This is a genomic window from Stenotrophomonas sp. YJH_SMC_16, assembly GCF_059367875.1.
Genome location: NZ_JCAFRH010000001.1, coordinates 301,606 through 322,848 on the forward strand (window position 1 = coordinate 301,606; position 21,243 = coordinate 322,848).

The following is a 21,243-nucleotide window of genomic DNA, read 5'->3' on the forward strand; positions in this document are numbered from 1 at the left end:
CGCTTAGTCGGCCAGCACGAACACGGAGCCGCAGTACGGGCACTGCGCTTCGCCATTAGGCTCGTCTTCGATCGGCAGGTACACGCGCGGATGCGAGTTCCACAGCGCCATTTCCGGGGTCGGGCAGCTCAGCGGCAGATCGCTGCGGTGCACGGTGTAGCGCTTCTCGGCGTTGGCGGGCGCAGTGGCGGTATGGCTCATGGCGGATGTCGATGAACGGGTTGCGAGGCCTGTGATTCTAGCATCCGGGCCGCCCCGACATTGCGCCGCAACGGGTCTTTACGAGTACCGGGCCGATTCCCTGCGACCTTGCATGCCACCTCGGGATGGGGTGCCGGTGGAAATTCCCGACCGAACCAGCAGAATCACGCCGGGAAACCGCCGACAACGATATTTCCCGCATTTGGATCGAACTAAATGGCACTTGTCAGGTTGCCACGGCTGTTGCAGGATCGGGCCAGGTCGTGAACCGGCCTGCCCCAATCCGACCCGATCGCATGGCCCGCCCCCACCGGACCGGCATCGCTTCTTCCACTGCCATCCCGGCGGGAGGAGCGATGCTGTCCGTGGTGTCCGCCGATGCGGGTTCTGCCCGCCGCCTGCCCTTCCGGGAGACCCTTGCATGACCCTGTCCGATCCACGCCGCGCCCTGCTTCCGCTCGCCCTGGCCCTGGCCTGTGCGACTACCGCGATGCCGGTGTTGGCACAGGGACTGCAGACCTCGTTCGAGCCCGGCGAACCTGCCCCGTCGCAGGCCGCGGGTGCACTGCAGGTCACGATCGGCAACGGCCCTGCTGCGCCTTACGCCGCCAAGCGCAATGTGGGCTACAGCGGCCTGCATGCACTGCGCTACAGCAGCGAAGGCGGCAGCGCGCGGCGCGAGCTGTTCAAGACAGATCTGCCGATCGAGGCCGATACCACCCTGTCGTGGCTGGTGCTGCCGGAGATCGTCGGCAAGGACACCGTGGCCTCGACCTATGTATCACTGGACCTGCTGCTGGACGATGGCAGCCGCGTTTCGGCCGGCGCGGCACGCGACCAGCACGGTATAGCCCTTGGCGCACACGCGCAGGGCGTGTCGAAGACGCTGTATCCGCAGCAATGGGCACGCAAGGCGGTGCGACTGGGCGACGTGCCCGCGCTGAACGGTCGCCGCGTGGTGGCGATCGAACTGGAGGTGGCGAGTGCCGACGGTGCACCGGTCGCCGGCTGGATCGACGACGTGCGCCTGGATGCTCAGCCGCGACAACAGCCGCAACGCGTCTCCGACTGGGTGCTGACCACCCGTGGCACCCAGGCCAACGGCACCTTCTCGCGCGGCAACAATTTCCCGGCCACGGCGGTACCCCACGGCTTCAACTTCTGGACTCCGGTGACCGATGCCGGCGCACTGAACTGGCTGTACCGCTGGAACGAACAGAACGACGCACAGAACCGCCCGCAACTGCAGGCGCTTGCGCTGAGCCATCAGCCCAGCCCGTGGATGGGCGACCGCCAGACCTTCCAGGTGATGCCCTCGGCCAGCCGTGGCGTGCCGGAGGCCGACCGCCGCAAGCGCGCGCTGTCGTTCGATCGCAGCCACGAGAGCGCCCGCCCTTACCGCTACGACGTGCGCTTCGACAACGGCATCGCCGCCGCCATCGCGCCGACCGATCATGCGGCGCTGTTCCGCTTCGATTTCCCCGAGGGCGGCGACGCCAACCTGCTGTTCGACAATGTCGATGCACGCGGTGGCCTGACTCTGGACGCCGCCACGCAGACGCTGTCCGGCTATACCGACACGCGCAGTGGCCTGTCCAACGGCGCCAGCCGCATGTACGTGGTGGCCCGCTTCGACAAGCCCTGGCGCAGCAGTGGGCGCCTCGACACCGGTCGCCCGACCGGTTACATCAAGTTCGATGCGGGCAGCGACCGGCGGGTGACCATGCGCATCGCCACCTCGTTGATCTCGGTGGAGCAGGCGCGGCACAACCTGGCACTGGAAATCGCCGCGGCCGACACGCTGGAAAGCGTGTCCGGCCGTGCGCAGGATGCATGGGACGCACGCCTGGCCCGCTTCGACATCGGCGATGCCAGCGACGACCAGAAGACCACGCTGTATTCCAGCCTGTACCGGCTGTTCCTGTACCCGAATTCCGGCCATGAGAACGTGGGCAGCGCCGCCGCACCGGAGTGGCGCTACGCCAACCAGGCCAGCGCCAGCGATGACAACACCGAGGGCAGCGCGACCCGCAGCTACGCCGCCGTGCGCGACGGCAAGGTATTCGTCAACAACGGCTTCTGGGACACCTTCCGCACCACCTGGCCGGCCTATGCGCTGTTCACGCCCGACGATGCCGGCCAGCTGGTGCAGGGCTTCATCGAGCAGTACCGCGCCGGCGGCTGGATCGCGCGCTGGTCGTCGCCGGGTTACGCCGACCTGATGGTCGGTACCAGCTCGGACGTGGCATTTGCAGATGCGTGGCTGAAAGGCATCGGCGGCTTCGATCCGGCAGAGGCCTACGCGGCCGCGCTGAAGAACGCGACCGTGGTCCCGCCTGACCGCCACGTCGGCCGCAAGGGCATGGACCGCTCGACCTTCCGTGGCTATGCCAGCGCCGACGTGCACGAAGGCATGTCGTGGACGATGGAAGGTGCACTCAATGACTTCGGCATCGCCAACATGGCCGACGCCCTGGCCAAGCGCGCGGCCACGCCGGCGGCACGCGAACGCTACAGCACCGAGGCCGACTACTTCCGCCACCGCGCCGCCAGCTACGCGACGATGTTCGACCCGGACGCAGGCTTCTTCCAGGGCCGCAAGGCCGATGGGCGCTGGCGCGTGGACGCCAAGGCCTACGACCCGCGCATGTGGGGCCACGACTACACCGAATCCAACGGCTGGACGTTCGCGTTCACCGCCGCGCACGACGGCGAGGGCCTGGCGGCGCTGTACGGAGGCCGCGAGAAGCTGGCGGCGAAGCTGGATACCTTCTTCGCCACACCGGAAACCGCGGACCCGGCACTGGCCGGTTCCTACGGCGGCACCATCCACGAGATGACCGAAGCGCGCGACGTGCGCATGGGCATGTATGCGCACAGCAACCAGCCGGCACACCACATCCCGTGGATGTACCTGTACGCCGGGCAGCCGTGGAAGACCCAGCAGCATGTGCGCGAGATCCTGTCGCGGCTGTACGTCGGCAGCGAGATCGGCCAGGGCTACCCGGGCGATGAGGACAATGGCGAGACCTCGGCGTGGTACGTGCTGGCCTCGCTGGGCCTGTACCCGCTGCGCATGGGCGCCCCGGAGTACGTGATCGGTTCGCCGGCATTCCGTCACGCGCGGGTGGAACTGCAGGGTGGCGCGGTGCTGACCGTGAACGCGGCCAACAACTCGCGTGAGAACGTCTACGTGCAGTCGCTGAAGATCAACGGTACGCCGTGGACGAAGACCTGGGTGCCGCACGACCTGATCGCCAAGGGCGCGACCCTCGACTTCGTGATGGGCCCCCGTCCCTCGCGCTGGGGCAGTGGCGTGGACGATGTGCCGCGCTCGTTGACCCCGCGCGGCCAGCGCCCCCAGCTGCTGCACGACCTGCTCGGCAGCGGCACCAAGGCGACGCTGGCCGATGGCCGTGCCCTGCCCGCGCTGCTCGATGACGATGCCGGCACGACGGTGGGCCTGGGTAGCGGCGCAACCATCGCGCTGACCGGCCTGGCCGAGGGCACCCCGACGATGTACACGCTGACCAGCGGCGACGGCCGCATCCAGGGCGGTGAGTGGACGCTGGAAGCGCGCAACGGCAGCGGCAGCTGGGCCGTGCTCGACCAGCGCAGCGGCGAAGACTTCGAATCCGCCCGCCAGACCCGTCCATTCCGGATCGCCAAACCCGGTCGTTACAGCGAGTACCGCCTGCGCCTGGCGGCACCGGCACGGCTGCCGCTGGCGGAGATCGAACTGCTGGCGGCCGGCACCGTACAATGAGCGGCATGCGCTTCCGTCTTCTGCCCTTGGCCCTTGTTGCCCTGTCCTTCTCCAGTTTCGGCCAGACCCAGGCGTTCGATACGCAGCTGACCCGCGACGGCGTGACGCTGAACTACCAGGACGCCCGTGGCGCGCTGGCCGCGCCGCAGCGCAAGCGGGTGATCGATACGTTCTTCTTCGCCTATCTGCGCGAACGTGCGGACTTCCATCCGGCGGCGCCGTCGATGGTGCGCATCGTGATCGATCCGGCCTACACCGGCATCGCCTTCGTCGGCGACAAGGACCACGCAGCGACGATCACCGTCAACCCGGGGTGGCTGGCGCAGCACCCGAACGACATCGACCTGGTCACCCATGAGGCCATGCACATCGTGCAGGGCTATCCGGGCTACGGCGACGCGCGGGTGCCGGGCTGGCTGGTGGAAGGCATCGCCGACTACGCACGTGACCGCTACGGCATGGACAATGCCGCCGCGGGCTGGGCACTGCCGGGCAAGGTCGAGAAGGGGCAGAACTTCGACAGTGGCTACCGGGTGACCGGTGCGTTCCTGAAGTGGGCCGACGCCGAACACCCGGGACTGGTGCTCGCACTGGACAAGGCCCTGCGCGACGGCCGCTATGCACCGACGCTGTGGCAGAAGCACACCGGCAAGGCACTGCCAGCGCTGTGGGCGCAGTACGCCAAGCCGCGTTCGGATGCACCGCCGCCAGCCCCTGCACGCCGCGGCAAGCGGCACTGAGCCCCCACGCACTTTACGTTCGCCGGGCATTGCCCGGCGCTACCGCATCGCGGCCTCAGCGCGACTGCACGAAGCCGGCGTACAGCGCGAACAACTGCTGGAAGTACCGCCGCGTCACTCGATTGCGCATGACACCCTCGCCCATGGAAAGTTGGTCGGGCCCAGGGTGGGAAGGCCGGTCCGGTCCCTTCCCACGGCCAGGCCGCGTGGGCGTATTGGGCCGCAGCGGCGTTGCAGGGAAATGACCGCCGGACTGCAATTCATCGGGTAGCGCCGGGCCATGCCCGGCGGAATGCGAGAAGCGCCGCGCTGCGCGCTCGCCGGGCATGGCCCGGCGCTACCCGATCCGGTTTCCGCTGGGCGGAAACGAAACGCGCCCCGAAGGGCGCGTTTCTGCAGATCGCAGCGGAACGAAGGCTTACGCCTTCTTCTCCGCTTCGATCTGCTTGCGGATCTGCGCATCGACCGCCGCAATGGCGGTCATGTTCAGGATCCGGCGCGAGGTCGCGCTGGTGGTCAGGATGTGCACCGGCTTGTTCACGCCCATCAGGATCGGACCGATCGCCACGCCATCGGTGAACACGCGTACCAGGTTGTAGGCGATGTTGGCCGCTTCCAGGTTCGGCAGCACGAACAGGTTGGCGCGGCCCTGCAGGGTCGAGCCCGGCAGCAGCTTCTGCCGCAGCGCTTCATCCCATGCGGTGTCGCCCTGCATTTCGCCGTCCACGTTCAGACGCGGGTTGCGCTTGAGCAGCAGCTCGCGCACCTGGCGCATCTTCAGCGCATCCTTCGAATCATGGCTGCCGAAGTTGGAGTGCGACAGCAGCGCCACCTTCGGCTCGATGCCGAACAGCTTCATGCGGTAGGCCGCCTGCAGGGTCGCTTCGCACAGCTGCTCGGCGGTCGGGTCTTCCTGCACGTGGGTGTCCACGAAGAAGAACACGCCCTGCTGGTTGATCACGCCGGTCATCGCCGAGGTCGAGGTGACCTTCGGCTCCAGCGGCAGCACGCTGCGCACGTAGCCCAGCTTCTTGTGGAAGCGGCCGACGATGCCGGTCAGCATCGCATCGGCTTCGCCACGGGCCACCATCACCGCCGCGATCAGGGTCGGGCGCGAACGCATCAGGTTCTTCGCCGCGGCCACAGTCACGCCACGGCGGCCGGTCAGGCCGTGGTAGTACTGCCAGTATTCGTTGAAGCGCGGGTCGTCGTTGATGTTGGTGACTTCAACGTTCTCGCCGATCTTCAGGCGCAGGCCGAGGCGCTCGATGCGCGATTCGATCACTTCCGGGCGGCCGATCAGGATCGGGTGCGCCAGGCCGTCATCGACCACGTTCTGCACCGCCTGCAGCACCACTTCCTCTTCGCCTTCGGCGTACACCACGCGCTGCTTGTCGCTGCGCGCGCGGTCGTAGACCGGCTTCATCATCAGGCTGGTGCGGTAGACGAACTGGGCAAGCTTGTCGCGGTAGGCACCCATGTCGGCGATCGGGCGCGAGGCCACGCCCGAATCCATCGCGGCCTGGGCCACAGCGGCCGACAGCTCCACCAGCAGGCGGCGGTCGAACGGGCGCGGGATCAGGTATTCACGGCCGAAGCTCGGCGTCTCGCCACCATAGGCCGAACCCATGTCGGTGGCCGCACGGCGCGCCAGCGCGGCGATGGCGCGCACGCAGGCGATCTTCATTTCCTCGTTGATCGCGGTCGCGCCCACGTCCAGCGCACCACGGAACAGGTACGGGAAGCACAGCACGTTGTTGACCTGGTTCGGGTAGTCCGAACGGCCGGTGCCGATGATCGCGTCCGGACGCGCGGCGCGCGCCAGTTCCGGCATGATTTCCGGGGTCGGGTTGGCCAGCGCGAAGATCACCGGATCCGGCGCCATGGTCTTGACCATGTCGGCGGTCAGGATGCCCGGTGCCGACAGGCCCAGGAAGATGTCCGCGCCGTCGACGATCTCGGCCAGGGTGCGCTTGTCGGTGTCGCGCGCATAGCGCTGCTTTTCCGGGTCCAGGTCGGTACGGCCGGTATGGATCACGCCCTCGCGGTCGAAGGCCAGGATGTTCTCCGGCTTCAGGCCCAGCTGCACCAGCATGTTCACGCAGGAAATGCCGGCTGCGCCCATGCCCGTGGTCGCCAGCTTCACTTCCTCGATCTTCTTGCCGGTGATCGCCATGGCGTTGAGCACGGCCGCGCCGACGATGATCGCCGTGCCGTGCTGGTCGTCATGGAACACCGGAATCTTCATGCGCTCGCGGAGCTTGCGCTCGACCACGAAGCATTCCGGCGCCTTGATGTCTTCCAGGTTGATGCCACCGAAGGTCGGCTCCAGCGAGGCGATGATGTCGACCAGCTTGTCCGGGTCGGTTTCATCCACTTCGATGTCGAACACATCGATGCCGGCGAACTTCTGGAACAGCACGCCCTTGCCTTCCATCACCGGCTTGCCGGCCAGCGCGCCGATGTTGCCCAGGCCCAGCACCGCGGTGCCGTTGGAGATCACCGCCACCAGGTTGCCGCGGGCGGTCAGCTCGCTGGCCTGCTGCGGGTCGGCCTTGATCGCTTCACAGGCGTACGCCACGCCCGGCGAATACGCCAGCGACAGGTCGCGCTGGGTCAGCATGGGCTTGGTAGCGGAAACCTTGATCTTTCCCGGCGGGGACATCCGGTGGTAATCGAGGGCGGCCTGTTTGAAATCTTCGTTGGACATCGATGTGGGTTACATGAATGGGCAGAAGGGACAGGGGATGATACCCCCGTTGGAGCGTCTGGACCTGTCGCTATCCTGTCGCAGGCATGCTGCGACCGCACAATTCCGTGCCGTATGCGACGGTACCGGGATACCAGCTTCGGCGTCTGCCATGACAGCCATGGGACGCCCTGAAACGCCGCGGGGCCGTACCACTGTCGTGATCGGCCCCGCGGTACCACACACCTGGATCAGCCCCTGGCCGGCAGCGCCTCGGGCACGGCATCGATCAGCGGCGGCAGTTCGCTTTCGCGGCCATCCAGCGCCAGCTGCAGGCGGTTGCGGTCCAGCGCACCCTCCCAGCGCGAGACCACTACCGTGGCCACGGCGTTGCCGATGAAGTTGGTCAGCGAGCGGCATTCGCTCATGAAGCGGTCCACGCCCAGGATCAGCGCCATGCCAGCCACCGGCACTTCCGGCACCACCGCCAGGGTCGCGGCCAGGGTGATGAAGCCGGCGCCGGTAACGCCAGCGGCACCCTTGGAGCTGAGCATGGCGACCAGCAGCAGGGCGATCTGGTGGCCCAGGGTCAGTTCGGTGTTGGTGGCCTGGGCGATGAACAGCGCGGCCAGGGTCATGTAGATGTTGGTTCCGTCCAGGTTGAACGAATAGCCGGTCGGGACCACCAGGCCCACCACCGACTTGCTGCACCCGGCGCGTTCCATCTTTTCCATCAGCGACGGCAGCGCCGACTCCGACGAGGAGGTACCCAGCACCAGCAGCAGTTCGGCCTTCAGGTAACGCGCAAGCTTGAACACCGAGAAGCCACACAGGCGGCAGACCAGGCCCAGGATCACCGCCACGAACAGGAACGCGGTGAGGTAGAACGAGCCCACCAGCCAGGCCAGGTTGATCAGCGAGCCGACGCCGTACTTGCCGATGGTGAAGGCGATTGCGCCGAAGGCACCGATCGGGGCGGCCTTCATCAGGATGTGCACCAGCTTGAACACCGGGGCGACCAGCGCCTCCAGGAAGTTCACGATCGGCTTGCCCTTCTCGCCCACCGATGCCAGCGCGATGCCGAACAGCACGGCCACGAACAGCACCTGCAGGATGTTGCCATCGACGAACGCGCTGAGCAGCGTCTTCGGGATGATGTCCATCAGGAAGCCGACCAGGGTCAGGTCATGCGACTTCTCGACGTAGCTGTGCACCGCGGTCTGATCCAGCTCGGCCGGGTTGATGTTCATGCCGGCGCCGGGCTGCACCACGTGCGCCACGATCATGCCGACGATCAGTGCCAGCGTGGAGAAGAACAGGAAGTACGCCATCGCCTTGGCGAACACGCGGCCCACCGTGCGCAGGTGGGTCATGCCGGCGATGCCGGTGACGATGGTCAGGAAGATCACCGGCGCGATGATCATCTTCACCAGGTTGATGAAGGCATCGCCGAGCGGTTTCATCTTCTCGCCGATCAACGGCTCGTAGTGGCCGAGGATGGCGCCCAGGACGATCGCCACGATCACCTGGAAGTACAGCTGGCGATAGATCGGCAACGGCTTTGCAGGCACCGGTGCTGCGGTCGGGATGTGCATGGCGGACTCCGGAAGGGGCGTTTTCAGGCACGTACGGCCCCGGGACTGCACGGGAACCGTAACCGTGGAAACTGATCGCAGGCCCTGTGCTGCACGCGCAGGGGGTGCGACCAATGGACGCCTTTGTACGCGCCGGGCACGCTGGCGCAGATAACCTATTGGTACTAGCCCCCCGGTTCAGGTGGCCGCGATGCCTACACTGGCGCCGCACCGCCCGATCACGGGGAGGCCGGTGGCCCGGGCTGAACGGCCGGGCGCGTCATTGCGAAAGTTCCGGCCCTTGCGGCCGTTGTTGTCCTGTCCACACGCAATCTGAGAGAGCCGCACCTAATGCGCCCGATTCCCACCTTGCTGGCCCTGTCGCTGGCCGCGCTTCCCGCCTTCGCTTCGGCTGCCGATTTCGACAACTGGCCGACCAGGTACGCCTTCGGCGACGGCACCGAATTGGCCGCGACCGCCAACATCGCCTACGACTACAACGATTTTTCCTCGGGCAGCGGCCTTGAGGACGATGACGCCGTGCGCCGCAAGGAGTTCGGCGCGACGCTGAAGAAGAAGGGCGTCTACGACGCGATGGTCTACTACGACTTCCAGTCCGACACCTGGCTGGACGTGTTCGTGCGCTTCGAAAGCAAGGCCTTCTTCGGCCGCGACATCGGCCGCTTCCGCTTCGGCTACATGAAGACCCCGGTTGGCCTGGACGCGAACACGTCTTCGCGCGCCGGCAGCTTCCTGGAAACCGCACTGCCCGTGCAGGCCTTCTACGCCGGCCGCCGCACGGGTGTGGAATGGGTGCTGGAGCGCCCGCAGTACCTGCTGCAGGCTGGCGCCTATGGCGGCAAGGACCTGCAGGGTGACAACCCCGGCACCACCCAGGCCGTGCGTGCGGTGTGGACCCCGGTGAAGGCGCCGGGTGATGTAATCCACCTGGGCCTGGCCTACTCGCAGGAAAATCCGCGTGGCTACAGCGATGGCCGCGACGTGCACCACGAGGCCAGCGCGCGCCTGCGCGCACGCCCGGAGGCCGGCCTGACCGACATCCGCTATGTCGATTCCGGCGCGCTGGTCACCGCCGACCAGATCCGCCGCACCGGCCTGGAAGGCATCTGGATCCGCGGCCCGTTCTCGCTGCAGGCCGAAGCCCTGCGCGCCACGGTCACCCGCCATGATGGCAAGCCCGACTACACCGGCAGCGGCCAGTACGCGATGGCCAGCTGGGTGTTGACCGGCGAATCGCGCCCGTACAACGCAGGTGCCGTGGCCAACATCAAGCCGGCGCACGACTACGGCGCGGTGGAACTGGTGGCCCGCTACAGCCGCATGGACCTCGACGATGGCAGCATCCTCGGCGGACGCCAGCACGACCTGACCCTGGGTGCGAACTGGTACCTGACCAGCCACTTCAAGTTCCAGGCCAATTACGTGAAGGTCGACGCCAGCCGTCGTGGTGTGCACAGCACGCCGGAGATCTTCGAACTGCGCGCGCAGATGCACTTCTGACCCCTTCCACGTCAGATCCCGGCGGGCGTGCATGCCACGCCCGCCGGCCCTGCGTAGACTGCCGCCATGTACTGGCTCAGCCGCCACCGGATGCTGTTGCTGACCATCGCGGTGATGGTCGGTGGCACCGTGCTGTCTGCAGTGGCCGCCGGCCACTACGCCTGGCGGCGTGCCCTGGGCGACGAAAGCAGCCAGGTGCAACGCCAGCTGCAGCTGTATGGCCAGGGCCTGCAGCAGCGCATCGACCGCTTCGGCACGCTGCCGCAGGTGCTGGCGCTGGACCCGGACCTGTTGCACGCCCTGCGCGTGCCACCCTCGCCCGCTGAACGGCAGCGGCTGAACCTTAAGCTGCAACGCGCCAATGAGGTCACCCGCGCCTCGACCCTGACCCTGGTCGGCCACGACGGCGTGGCGGTGGCGGCCAGCAACTGGGACCAGCCGACCACCAATGTCGGCGAGAACTACAGCTATCGCCCGTATTACCGGCAGGCGCTGGCCAAGGGCCGCGGCCGCTTCTACGGCATCGGCATGACCACCGGCGTGCCCGGTTACTACCTGTCGCAGGCGATCGAGGAAGACGGCCAGCGGCTGGGCGTGGTGGTGATCAAGGTCGAGCTGTCGGCGCTGGAACAGGAATGGTTGAGCAGCCCCGATGTGGTGCTGGCCAGCGACGACCACGACGTGGTGTTCCTGGCCAACCGTGACAGCTGGCGCTACCGGCTGCTGCGCCCGCTGGGCGCCGACGAGCGCCGCGAGATGCTCGATGCCCGCCAGTACGCCGACCGCGCATTGCAACCCCTGCGTGCGCGTACCGAAGACGTGCTGGCCGATGGCGGCCGCATGGTGCGCCTGCTGGACCCGACGTTGCCGCAGCCGATGCTGTGGCAGAGCCTGCCGCTGCCCGCTGAAGGCTGGAACCTGCACCTGCTGCACGATGCCAGTGCAGCCACATCTGCCGGACGCGCGGCCGCACTCACCGGCGGTGCCGCATGGCTGGCGCTGGGCTTCCTGGTGCTGTTCGTGCAGCAGCGCCGGCGCCTGGCCAAGCACCGCCTGCGCAGCCGCCGCGAACTGGAAACCCTGCTCAAGCAGCATGCACAGGAACTGCGCACCGCACAGGATGGCCTGCTGCAGGCTGCAACCGACGCTGACAGCGGCCTCAGCCGCAGCCTGGCGCACCTGCCGCAGGGCGTGGTGGTGATCGACCGCGAGCTGCGGCTGGTGGCATGGAATGCGCGCTATCTGGAACTGTTCCGGTTCCCGGCAGACCTGGTTCGCGTCGGCCGGCCGATCGAGGAACTGTTCCGTTTCAATGCACGCCGTGGCCTGCTCGGTCCCGGCCCGGTGGACGAGGCCATCGAGCGTCGCCTGAACCACCTGCGCAGCGGTCGCCCGCACATGCGCGAAAGCGAGAAGGACGACGGCACGGTGCTGGAGATCCGTGGCAATCCGCTGCCCGACGGCGGTTTCGTCACCAGCTATGCCGACATCACCAGCTACAAGAACGCCGCGCGCGAACTACGTTCGCTGGCCGATGCGCTGGAGCACCGCATCGCCGAGCGCACCCGTGACCTGGACGAAGCACGCCGCGAAGCCGAACAGGCCAACCGCTACAAGACCCGCTTCGTCGCCTCGGCCGTGCACGACCTGCTGCAGCCACTCAACGCTGCACGCATGTTCGTCTCGGTGCTGCGCGGCAAACTGAGCGACCCGGCGCAGCAGCAGACCAGCGACCACATCGACGCTGCGCTGGCCGCGCAGGACGCGATCCTCAACAGCCTGCTGGATATCGCGCGGCTGGAATCGGGCAGCCTGCCCACGCGCGTGCAGGCGTTCCGGCTCGGGCCGCTGCTGCAGACGCTGGCGCGCGAGTTCGGCATCGCCGCACAGTCACGCGGGCTGGTGGTCGACTGGGTCGATACCGATGCGGTGGTGGTCAGCGATGAAGCCCTGCTGCGCCGCATCCTGCAGAACTTCCTGTCCAACGCGCTGCGCTACAGCGAACGCGGCCGCGTGCTGCTGGGTTGCCGCCGCCGCGAAGGCCTGCTGTGGATCGAAGTGCACGACCAGGGCCCGGGTATTCCGGATGCGCTGCAGAGCGAGATCTTCGAGGAGTTCCGCCGCCTTCACGACGGCCAGCAGCGCGGCGCTGGCCTTGGCCTGGCGATCGTCGATCGCATCGGTCGTCTGCTCGGCCATCCGATCCGCCTGCGCTCGCAGCTGGGCCAGGGCAGCGTGTTCGCGGTGGGCGTACCGTTCGGCGACGCCAGTGCGATTCCTGCTACGGCACCTGCGCCGGTGCTGGTGCAGGAACCGGCCGCGGACAATCCGCTGCGCGGGCGCCGGGTGTGGGTGATCGATGATGATCCGCACGTCTGCGCCGCCAGCCGCGCGCTGCTGGAACGCTGGGGCTGCGAGGTGATGCTGGCCGATGGCCCGCAGGCCGCGTTGCAGCTGGCAGCGACAGGCGCGGTACCGGAGCTGGTGCTGCTGGATGTGCGCATGGGCGATCACCACGGACCGGTGCTTTACGAGACGCTGGCGGAACTATGGCAGGCTCGCCCTCCGGTGGTGCTGGTCACTGCCGAGCGCGATGCGGGATTGCGTGAGATGGCCGCCGAGCGAGGCTGGGGGATGATGGCCAAGCCGGTGAAGCCGCCGGCGCTGCGGGCGCTGATGAGTCAGTTGCTGATCCGGCATCGCGGGTAGTTTCCAGCAAACGGCGCAGCCCCTCGTGGGTGGTGTCTGGTTGGTCGCGGAAGGCCGGATTGCTGAGGGCTGGCCGGATGGGTGGGCAGTGCGGGGACGCCGTGAACCCATCCATGGGGGCTTGGCCGCGGCATCCTTGCCGCGGACACCCCGCACTACCCACCCACCCGGCCGCTGACAGTTCACAGGTGTTCTCCACCCACGGACAAGAAAAAGAAGATCAAAAGCGGGTCGCCCGCTGCGCTTGCTCGTGTAGAGCCGAGCCCATGCTCGGCTGCTTTCCGGCCGGTCCGCGAAGCCGAGCGTGGGCTCGGCTCTACAAAGGGCGGCCTGACAGCCTGCTTTTGCTTTTGATCTTTTTTCTTCTCCGTGGGTGGCAGGCCACCGAAATCTGTCAGAGGCCGGTCGGGTTGGGTGCGCGGGGGTGTCAGCCGCATGGATGCGGCTGCCAAGCCTCCAGGGACGGATTCACGGCGTCCCCCGCGCACCCAACCCGACCGGCCCGCTCGCAGCTTCTGCTTTCAGCGACCAACCCAAACCCACCCACGAGGGGCTGCGCCGTTGGCCGGAAACTACAACCCGATGCCGGCGTCGCCCTCGGGCTCCAGTGCCTTCACCAGCACCGCTGCCTGCGTTCGGCTATGGCACTCGAGTTTCTTCAGGATCGCGGTGACATGCACCTTCACCGTGTTCTCGGCCAGGCCCAACGTATAGGCGATCTGCTTGTTCAGCAGGCCATCGGCCAGGCACAGCAGCACGCGGAACTGCTGCGGGGTCAGCTGCGCCAGGCGGCTGGCCAGCAGTGCATCGGCCTCCGAACGCTCGGCGGCCATCGCCGGGAACCACAGGCCACCATCGAGCACCGCCTGCACGGCCTCGCCGATGGTCTCGGCCGGCGCCGACTTCGGGATGAACCCGGCGGCGCCGAACTGCTGCGCGCGGCGAATCACCCGCGGATGGTCGTTGGACGAGAGGATCACCACCGGGATGTCCGGATGCGAGCCACGCACGTGCAGCAGCGCGGAAAAACCGTGCGCGCCTGGCATGGTCAGGTCGAGCAGCACCAGGTCCACATCCGGATGTGCGTCGAGTGCTTCGGCCAAGGCCTCGGCGCTGGCGACCTCGCGCACCTGCGCCAGCGGCAGGCTCTGCCGCAATGACTGCACCACCGCCGAACGCAGCAGCGGGTGGTCATCGGCGATCAGGATGGTGTATTCGCTCATGCGGCCATTGTACGGGCAGGCCGGAGCCTCAGCGCCCTGCCGGCTCCACGCTGCTGCGCCAGGCATCGAGGAACTGGCGGCGCTTGAGCGCGTCCAGATACACCAGCAGGCCCGGACCCAGCTGGATCGGGCGGCGGCTGCGGCCCGGCGCATCATCGCCGCGCGCGTTGCCGGTCACGATCGGCATCAGCCGTGCCTCGCGCGACAGCACCTGCTGGCCGCGTGGCGACAGCAGGTAGTCGAGGAAGCGCCGGGCTTCTTCCGGGTGCGGGCCGGTGCGCGGAATCACTGCGGTGCGCAGCACCACCAGCGTGTAGTCCTCGGGCTCCACAATGCCCAGCGGCGCGCCGGCATCAACGCGCGCCTGCGCGTAGGAGCCGAGCACGTTGTAGACCAGCGACAGCTGTCCGCTGGCCACCTTGTCCAGCAGCACGCCGGTGCGCTCCTCGCGCACCACGTCGTTGTCGCCCAGCGCGCCCAGCAACGCACCGGCGATGCTGCCACGCTGCGCATCCTGGGTAGACAGCAGGTAGCCGACGCTGCTGCGCTCGATGTCATAGGTGCCGACCCTGCCGCGCAGCGGTGCTCCCTCGGCGCGCAGCCGGTCCAGCAGCTGCCGACGCGTGTGCGGCACCTTCGCGGCCGGCAGCATGCGGGTGTTGTAGACCATCACCACCGGCTCGTAGCTGATGCCGAAGGCCTCGTTGCGCCACTGTGCCCAGGCCGGCAGTGCAGCGGTCTGCGCCGAACGGTGTGGCAGCGCGTGGCCATCGTTGACCAGCTTGGTCTGCAGATCCATGCCGCTGGAGATCAGCAGGTCCGGCGATGCCGGCCCGCCGCGGTCGTACAGGTAACGCGCGTACAGGTCCTGGGTGATGATGTCCTCGTACACCACCTCGGTGCCGGGATGCAGGCGCTGGTAATCGGCGATCACCACCGCGAACACTTCGATGTCGGTGGTGCCGTGAATGCGCAGCTGCGCAGTGGCCTTTGCCTGGGCCGGGAAACGGCGTACGTCGCCGGGCGCGGCCAGTACCGGCAGGGCCAGCAGCAAGGCAACGGCAGCAGCGAACAGGCGGATCATGGACTGCTCCGTGGCAGGCGGATGGTGGCGATCAGCCCGCCCTGCGGGCGGTTGCTGAGGTCGATGCGGCCGCCATGGCTGTCGACCACGCGCTTGACGATGGCCAGGCCCAGCCCGGCGCCGCCGGACGGCGCGCCTTCGCCACGGGCGAAGCGCTCGAACACGCGTTCGGCATCAGCGGGGGCGATGCCTGCGCCATGGTCGGCAATGGTCAGCACCGCCTGACCGCCTTCCACGGTCAGCGCGATCTGCAACGGGCCCTCGCCGCCGTACTTCAGTGCGTTGTCGACCAGGTTCTTGATCGCCTCGCGCAGCAGCAGCGCGTCGCCGTGCACCTGCACCGGCTCGGCGGTCATCGCAAGTTGCACGCGCGGTGCCGGGCCGGCCTGCGGCAGGGCTTCATGCAGGGCCTGGTGCACGGTCTCGGCCAGGTCCACCGCCGCAAAGCGCTGCAGGTGCGAGCGATGGATCACGCTGGCATCGCTGAGCAGCTGGTTCAGCAACCGGCTCATGTGGGTGGCATTGCGCTCGATCGCCTGCAGGCTGCGCCGCATGTCTTCGGGGTCGTCGTCGTCCAGCGCCAGTTGTGCCTGCGCGCGCAGTGCCGCCAGTGGCGTGCGCATCTGATGCGCGGCCTCGGCCATGAACGCGCGCAGCGTCTCGTTGCTGCTGGACAGGCGCTCCATGAAGCGGTTCAACGCCGCCACCATCTGGTCCATCTCGCGCGGCACGCGCGCGTCCAGCGGCTTCAGGTCGGACGGTTCGCGCCGCGACAGCTCGCGTTCCACCCGCACCAGTGGGCGGAACGCGCGGTGCACGCCAAACGCCACCAGCGCCAGCAGCAGGCCGGACAGCACGCCGATCGCCAGCAGTGCGCGATTGACCATGTCCTGCGCGACGGCTTCGCGCGCACGCCGGGTCTGGCCCACCTGCACCTGCACCTCGCCCTGCGCCGAGGCCGCGGCGAAACTGCGGCCGACCACTACGAAGCGTACGGTCTCGCCGCTGTACGCCGCATCAAACAGTTGCGGCTGCGCGCCCGGACGGCGCGGCGGCGACGGCAGATCGCCATAACCTGTGATCAGGTTGCCGCGGCTGTCGGCCACCCGATAGAACACGCGGTCTTCCGGGGCCATCGCCAGCAGGTCCAGCGCCGCATAGGGAAGATCGACCTGCCACTGGCCGTCGACCAGCGCCACCGAATCGGCGATGGACAGCGCCGAAGACACCAGCAGGTGATCGTAGGAACGGTTTGCCGCACGCTGGCCATAGTCGCGCGCGGCGAACAGCAGCGCCACCGCGAACACCGCCAGCAGCGCGCCGAGGTAGAGCAGCAGCGTTCGCCGCAGCGAACCTGGTGCCGCGTTCGCAGCGCGTGCGTCAGCCATCGGCGTCGGCGCTGCCATCGCTGGCTTCCAGCAGGTAGCCGACACCGCGCACCGTGGTGATGCGCAGCGGTGCGCCGGCCAGCTTTCTCCGCAGGCGACCGACGTACAGCTCGATCGCATTCGGGCCGGCTTCGTCGTCGAAGCCGAACAGGCCGTTGCCGATCTCGTCCTTGCCGACCACCTGACCGAGGCGGCCGACCAGAATCTCCAGCAGCCGGTACTCGCGGTTGGGTAGCTCGATAGGCTCGCCGTCGAGACTGACCCGATGCGCGGCATTATCGAACTGGAAGCCGCCGATCTGCACCACTTCGCTGGCCTGGCCTCGTGCACGACGCAGCAGCACGCGGCAGCGCGCTTCGAATTCGCGGAAATCGAACGGCTTGCCCAGGTAGTCGTCGGCGCCGACATCCAGCGCCTGCACGCGGTCTTCGATGCCATCGCGTGCGGTCAGCATCAGCACCGGCGTGCTGTCGCCACGCTCGCGCATGCCGGCCAGCACGCGCAGGCCATCGAGCTTGGGCAGGCCGATGTCCAGCACCACCAGGTCGAAGCTCTGGTAGCGCAGCACGCTGGCGGCGGCCAGGCCATCGGCCTGCCAGTCCACGGCGTGCCCACTGCGGCGCATGCGGCGGATGATCGCATCGGCCAGATCCGGGTTGTCTTCGACCAGCAGCAGGCGCATGGGCACGAGGGTGGGAGGGGAAACGAATGCTACCGCATGCCGCTGCCGCGCTCGCCGGGCCCTGCCAGGAAGCAGCAGCGAGCCGCCTTACGCTGCACCGCACAATCCGTTGACAGGACCATGACAGCTTGCCCGACCCAGACTGCGGCCGCGCACCGTCCGGTGCCCACGATTGCCGCGCGCCTGGCGCGCACCTGGGAGGGTTTGTGGAATTCACGTTTGCCTGGCGGCGTCCTGCCGCCATGATGGCGCTGGCTGTCCTGTCGGCGCCGGCCTTCGCTGCCGAAGACGACCGTCCGGTCACCGCCACCCTGGGTGGCCGCCTGCACCTGGACTTCGCCACCTTCGATAATGACAACCGGGGCACCCCGAACAAGGACGACACCGAAATCCGCCGCGCGTGGGTTGACGTATCCGGCAAGTTCTTCGTGGTCGACTACAAGCTGGAAGCCGATTTCTCCGGCGACCGCGTCGAGGCCAAGGACGTGTACCTGGCGCGCAGCTTCGGCAAGGCCGGCAAGCTGACCGTCGGCCAGTTCAAGCAGTACTTCTCGCTGGATGACCGCACCAGCTCCAACTACGGCAGCTTCCTGGAGCGCGGCAATGCCGGCACCACGCTGGCGCCGCTGTACCGCCTGGGCGCGTCGTGGCAGGCCAATCCGGGTGACTTCACCTGGGCCGCCAGCATCTACAGCCTGGAAAGCATCGACGCCTGGCAGGTGAAGGGGCGTGCTGCCGGTGGCCGTGTCACCTGGGCGCCCTCGCCCGCCGATGGCGACGTGCTGCACCTGGGCCTGTCGCTGGCCCGCGAGGCCTATGACAACCCCGGCGCGAACGGCGTTCCGGGCCTGAAGATCCGACCACGCCCGGCCGGCCACCTGTCCGATGAAAGCCGCCTGACCCTGGTCGACTTCTCCGCCGGCCGCGATACCGACGTCAACAAGTGGTCGCTGGAATACGCGCAGGTGCGCGGCCCGCTGTCGTGGCAGGGCGAGTTCAGTGGCGCCACCTTCGATGACGGTGCGCAGCGTGGCGACGTGATGGCCGCCTACGGCATGGTCAGCTGGTTCATTACCGGCGAAAGCCGCGCCTACGACCGCAAGACCGGCCGCTTTGCGCGGGTGAAGGACATCCGCCACAAGGCCGGTGCCTTCGAAGTAGCGCTGCGCTACGACCAGATGTGGGGTGCGCAGCATCTCGATGGTGCGCCGGACCTGCGCCGTGGCAGCACCGACGCCTGGACGCTGGGTGGCAACTGGTACCTGCGCGACAACCTGCGCTTCATGCTCAACGTGATCGAAAGCCGCAACCGCGACCGCTTGGCCGGGGTGACGGTGGACCGCACGCGCGCGGTCACCGGACGCCTGCAGTACGACTTCTAAGCCCGAATTCCCGGGTATGCCGCCCGGGCCCCTTCCACTCCCCCACGTCCTGTATTCGCAAGGAGTCCGCAGATGATGCTGAGCATCCTCGGCTTTGGCATGGTCATTACGTTCATGTACTTGATCATGAGCAAACGCCTATCGCCGCTCGTCGCCCTGATCACCATTCCCATCCTGTTCGCGCTGATCGGCGGCTTCGGCGCCGGCATCGACGAGATGATGCTGGAAGGCATCAAGAAGATCGCGCCGACCGGCGTGATGCTGATGTTCGCCATCCTCTACTTCGGGGTGATGATCGATGCCGGCCTGTTCGATCCACTGGTGCGGGTGATCCTGCGCTTCGTCAAGGGCGATCCGATGAAGATCGTGCTCGGTACCGCGGTGCTGGCGATGCTGATCTCGCTCGATGGTGATGGCTCGACCACCTACATGATCACCGTCTCGGCGATGCTGCCGCTGTACCAGCGCCTGGGCATGAACGCGCTGAACATGACCTGCGTGACCATCCTCGCCGGCGGCGTGATGAACCTGACCCCGTGGGGCGGCCCGACCGCACGCGCGGCCACCGCGCTGCACGTGGACCCGGCCGACGTGTTCGTGCCGCTGATCCCGTCGATGGTGATCGCCTGTGCCGGCGTGCTGCTGCTGGCCTGGTACCTGGGCCTGAAGGAACGCCGTCGCCTTGGCGTGGTGACCCTGCCCAAGGGTGGCAGCTGGATGGACAACAGCGTGTCCGATGACAGCAACCCGCTGCCGACCGTGGAAGACGCCGAAGACATCAAGCGCCCGAAGCTGCTGTGGGTGAACCTGGCGCTGACCGTGGCGCTGATGACCGCGCTGATCATCGGCGTGCTGCCGATGCCGGTGCTGTTCATGGTCGGCTTCGCCATCGCCCTGGTGATCAACTACCCGAACCTGGCCGAGCAGCGCCGCCGCGTGGTCAACCATGCCGGCAACGTGCTGTCGGTGGTGTCGCTGATCTTCGCCGCCGGCATCTTCACCGGAATCCTCAACAACACCGGCATGGTCGAAGCAATGTCGCACAGCTTCCTGGCCGTCATTCCGGAATCGTGGGGCCCGTACCTGGCGGTGATCACGGCGGTGGCATCGATGCCGTTCACCTTCTTCATGTCCAACGACGCCTTCTACTTCGGCGTGCTGCCGATCCTGTCCGAGGCCGCCGGCAACTACGGCATCACCCCGGTGGAAATGGCGCGCGCCTCGCTGGCCGGCCAGCCGGTGCATCTGCTCAGCCCGCTGGTGCCGTCCACCTATCTGCTGGTGGGCCTGGCCAAGGTCGAATTCGCCGACCACCAGAAGTTCACCCTGAAGTGGGCCATCGCCATCTCCATGCTGCTGATGGTCGGCAGCCTGCTGTTCGGCCTGTACCCGCTCGCTGCCTGACCCTCTACCAAGGAGCCTTCTGCAATGACGCTTCGAATCGCTTACGTCACCAGTGGAATGGGCAGTGTCGGTACTGCCATCTGCCAGAGCCTGGCCCGCAGTGGCCACACCGTGGTCGCCGGTTGCGCGCCGAACTCGCCGCGCAAGGCCAACTGGCTGCGCGAGCAGCGCGAACAGGGCTTTGATTTCATCGCCTCCGAAGGCAACGCCACCGACTGGGCCTCGACCAGCGCCGCGTTCGCCAAGGTGCGTGCGGAAGTGGGCGAGGTCGATGTGCTGGTCAACAACTCCGGTGGCAGCCGTGATCTGCTGTTCCGGCAGATGACGGTGGAAGACTGGAACGCGGTGATCGCCTCCAACCTCAATGCGCTGTTCAACCTGACCAAGCAGGTGGTTGACGGCATGGCCACGCGTGGCTGGGGCCGCATCATCAACATCGGTTCGGTCAGCGCCCACAAGGGCCAGATCGGGCAGGTGAACTACGCCACCGCCAAGGCCGCGATGCACGGTTTCAGCCGTGCACTGGCTGCCGAAGTGGCCTCGCGCGGCGTCACCGTCAACACGCTGTCGCCGGGCTACATCGCCAGCCAGGCGATCAGCAGCTTCCCGCCGGATGTGCTGGACCGGCTGGCGGCGTCGGTACCGGTGCGTCGCCTGGGCCGCCCCGAGGAAGTGGCCGGCCTGTGCGCCTGGCTGGCCTCGGATGAAGCCTCGTATGTGACCGGTGCCGACTATCCGGTCAACGGCGGTCTGTACATGGGTTGAGCCCGTCTCCACGCAAGGCGTGGACCGCCTCACCCACGGAGTGCGCGGGGCCGGTGAACCTTCGCTTGCGAGGGGGATCCGGCCCCTTTTTGTTTCTGCATTTTCGGGACGTATT

At 67.5% G+C, this 21,243-nt stretch carries 14 protein-coding genes; 7 read left to right on the top strand and 7 right to left on the bottom strand.

Annotation, left to right across the window (positions count from 1 at the left end; all coding sequences use genetic code 11):
- Positions 1 to 3: 3 nt before the first annotated feature.
- Positions 4 to 201: a zinc-finger domain-containing protein gene (locus AC5P6E_RS01315; RefSeq protein WP_005410967.1), complete on the bottom strand. Its 198-nt coding sequence runs from the start codon at positions 199 to 201 to the stop codon at positions 4 to 6.
- A 421-nt stretch (positions 202 to 622) separates the two neighbouring features.
- On the opposite strand from AC5P6E_RS01315, the gene AC5P6E_RS01320 reads away from it, so the two are divergent.
- Both AC5P6E_RS01320 and AC5P6E_RS01325 read left to right on the top strand, forming a co-directional pair.
- Entirely contained in the window at positions 623 to 3,967 is a 3,345-nt protein-coding gene (locus tag AC5P6E_RS01320) for a GH92 family glycosyl hydrolase (RefSeq protein ID WP_235650717.1), read from the top strand.
- Positions 3,964 to 4,707 carry a basic secretory protein-like protein gene (locus tag AC5P6E_RS01325; protein WP_010480809.1) on the top strand — a complete coding sequence of 248 codons (744 nt, stop codon included), beginning with the start codon at positions 3,964 to 3,966 and terminating at the stop codon, positions 4,705 to 4,707. The genes AC5P6E_RS01320 and AC5P6E_RS01325 overlap by 4 nt, the downstream gene beginning before the upstream one ends.
- Before the next feature lie 418 nt (positions 4,708 to 5,125).
- On the opposite strand, the gene AC5P6E_RS01330 is transcribed toward AC5P6E_RS01325, so the two are convergent.
- Positions 5,126 to 7,417, bottom strand: a complete 2,292-nt coding sequence (locus tag AC5P6E_RS01330; protein WP_043400158.1) for an NADP-dependent malic enzyme — start codon at positions 7,415 to 7,417, stop codon at positions 5,126 to 5,128.
- A 230-nt stretch (positions 7,418 to 7,647) separates the two neighbouring features.
- Complete coding sequence (locus AC5P6E_RS01335; RefSeq protein WP_010480813.1) at positions 7,648 to 8,991, bottom strand: dicarboxylate/amino acid:cation symporter; 1,344 nt, start codon at positions 8,989 to 8,991, stop codon at positions 7,648 to 7,650.
- A gap of 330 nt (positions 8,992 to 9,321) precedes the next feature.
- On the opposite strand from AC5P6E_RS01335, the gene AC5P6E_RS01340 reads away from it, so the two are divergent.
- Both AC5P6E_RS01340 and AC5P6E_RS01345 read left to right on the top strand, forming a co-directional pair.
- Positions 9,322 to 10,491, top strand: coding sequence for an OprO/OprP family phosphate-selective porin (locus AC5P6E_RS01340; protein WP_010480815.1), 1,170 nt, complete (start codon positions 9,322 to 9,324; stop codon positions 10,489 to 10,491).
- A 66-nt stretch (positions 10,492 to 10,557) separates the two neighbouring features.
- Positions 10,558 to 13,200, top strand: a complete 2,643-nt coding sequence (locus tag AC5P6E_RS01345; protein WP_313207860.1) for a hybrid sensor histidine kinase/response regulator — start codon at positions 10,558 to 10,560, stop codon at positions 13,198 to 13,200.
- 572 nt (positions 13,201 to 13,772) lie between these two features.
- On the opposite strand, the gene AC5P6E_RS01350 is transcribed toward AC5P6E_RS01345, so the two are convergent.
- From AC5P6E_RS01350 to AC5P6E_RS01365, 4 genes are read right to left on the bottom strand one after another with little or no spacing between them, the layout of a single operon-like run.
- On the bottom strand, positions 13,773 to 14,423 hold the full coding sequence (locus AC5P6E_RS01350; RefSeq protein WP_005414428.1) for a response regulator: 651 nt from the start codon (positions 14,421 to 14,423) through the stop codon (positions 13,773 to 13,775).
- 28 nt (positions 14,424 to 14,451) lie between these two features.
- A complete protein-coding gene (locus AC5P6E_RS01355; RefSeq protein WP_329836038.1) occupies positions 14,452 to 15,507 on the bottom strand; it encodes an ABC transporter substrate-binding protein in 1,056 nt (351 codons plus the stop codon).
- The gene (locus AC5P6E_RS01360) at positions 15,504 to 16,895 is read right to left on the bottom strand and encodes a sensor histidine kinase N-terminal domain-containing protein (protein ID WP_495230730.1); all 1,392 of its coding nucleotides are present in this window, start codon (positions 16,893 to 16,895) and stop codon (positions 15,504 to 15,506) included. Before AC5P6E_RS01360 ends, AC5P6E_RS01355 begins: the two co-directional genes overlap by 4 nt.
- On the bottom strand, positions 16,888 to 17,577 hold the full coding sequence (locus AC5P6E_RS01365; protein WP_019337115.1) for a response regulator transcription factor: 690 nt from the start codon (positions 17,575 to 17,577) through the stop codon (positions 16,888 to 16,890). Before AC5P6E_RS01365 ends, AC5P6E_RS01360 begins: the two co-directional genes overlap by 8 nt.
- Before the next feature lie 242 nt (positions 17,578 to 17,819).
- Between AC5P6E_RS01365 and AC5P6E_RS01370 the strand changes: the two genes are divergently transcribed.
- From AC5P6E_RS01370 to phbB, 3 genes are all read left to right on the top strand, one after another.
- Positions 17,820 to 18,959 carry an OprO/OprP family phosphate-selective porin gene (locus tag AC5P6E_RS01370; protein ID WP_057503955.1) on the top strand — a complete coding sequence of 380 codons (1,140 nt, stop codon included), beginning with the start codon at positions 17,820 to 17,822 and terminating at the stop codon, positions 18,957 to 18,959.
- A 75-nt stretch (positions 18,960 to 19,034) separates the two neighbouring features.
- On the top strand, positions 19,035 to 20,363 hold the full coding sequence (locus AC5P6E_RS01375) for a CitMHS family transporter (protein ID WP_012481220.1): 1,329 nt from the start codon (positions 19,035 to 19,037) through the stop codon (positions 20,361 to 20,363).
- A gap of 24 nt (positions 20,364 to 20,387) precedes the next feature.
- Positions 20,388 to 21,128, top strand: a complete 741-nt coding sequence (phbB, locus tag AC5P6E_RS01380) for an acetoacetyl-CoA reductase (protein WP_005419193.1) — start codon at positions 20,388 to 20,390, stop codon at positions 21,126 to 21,128.
- The last annotated feature ends 115 nt before the right edge of the window (positions 21,129 to 21,243 follow it).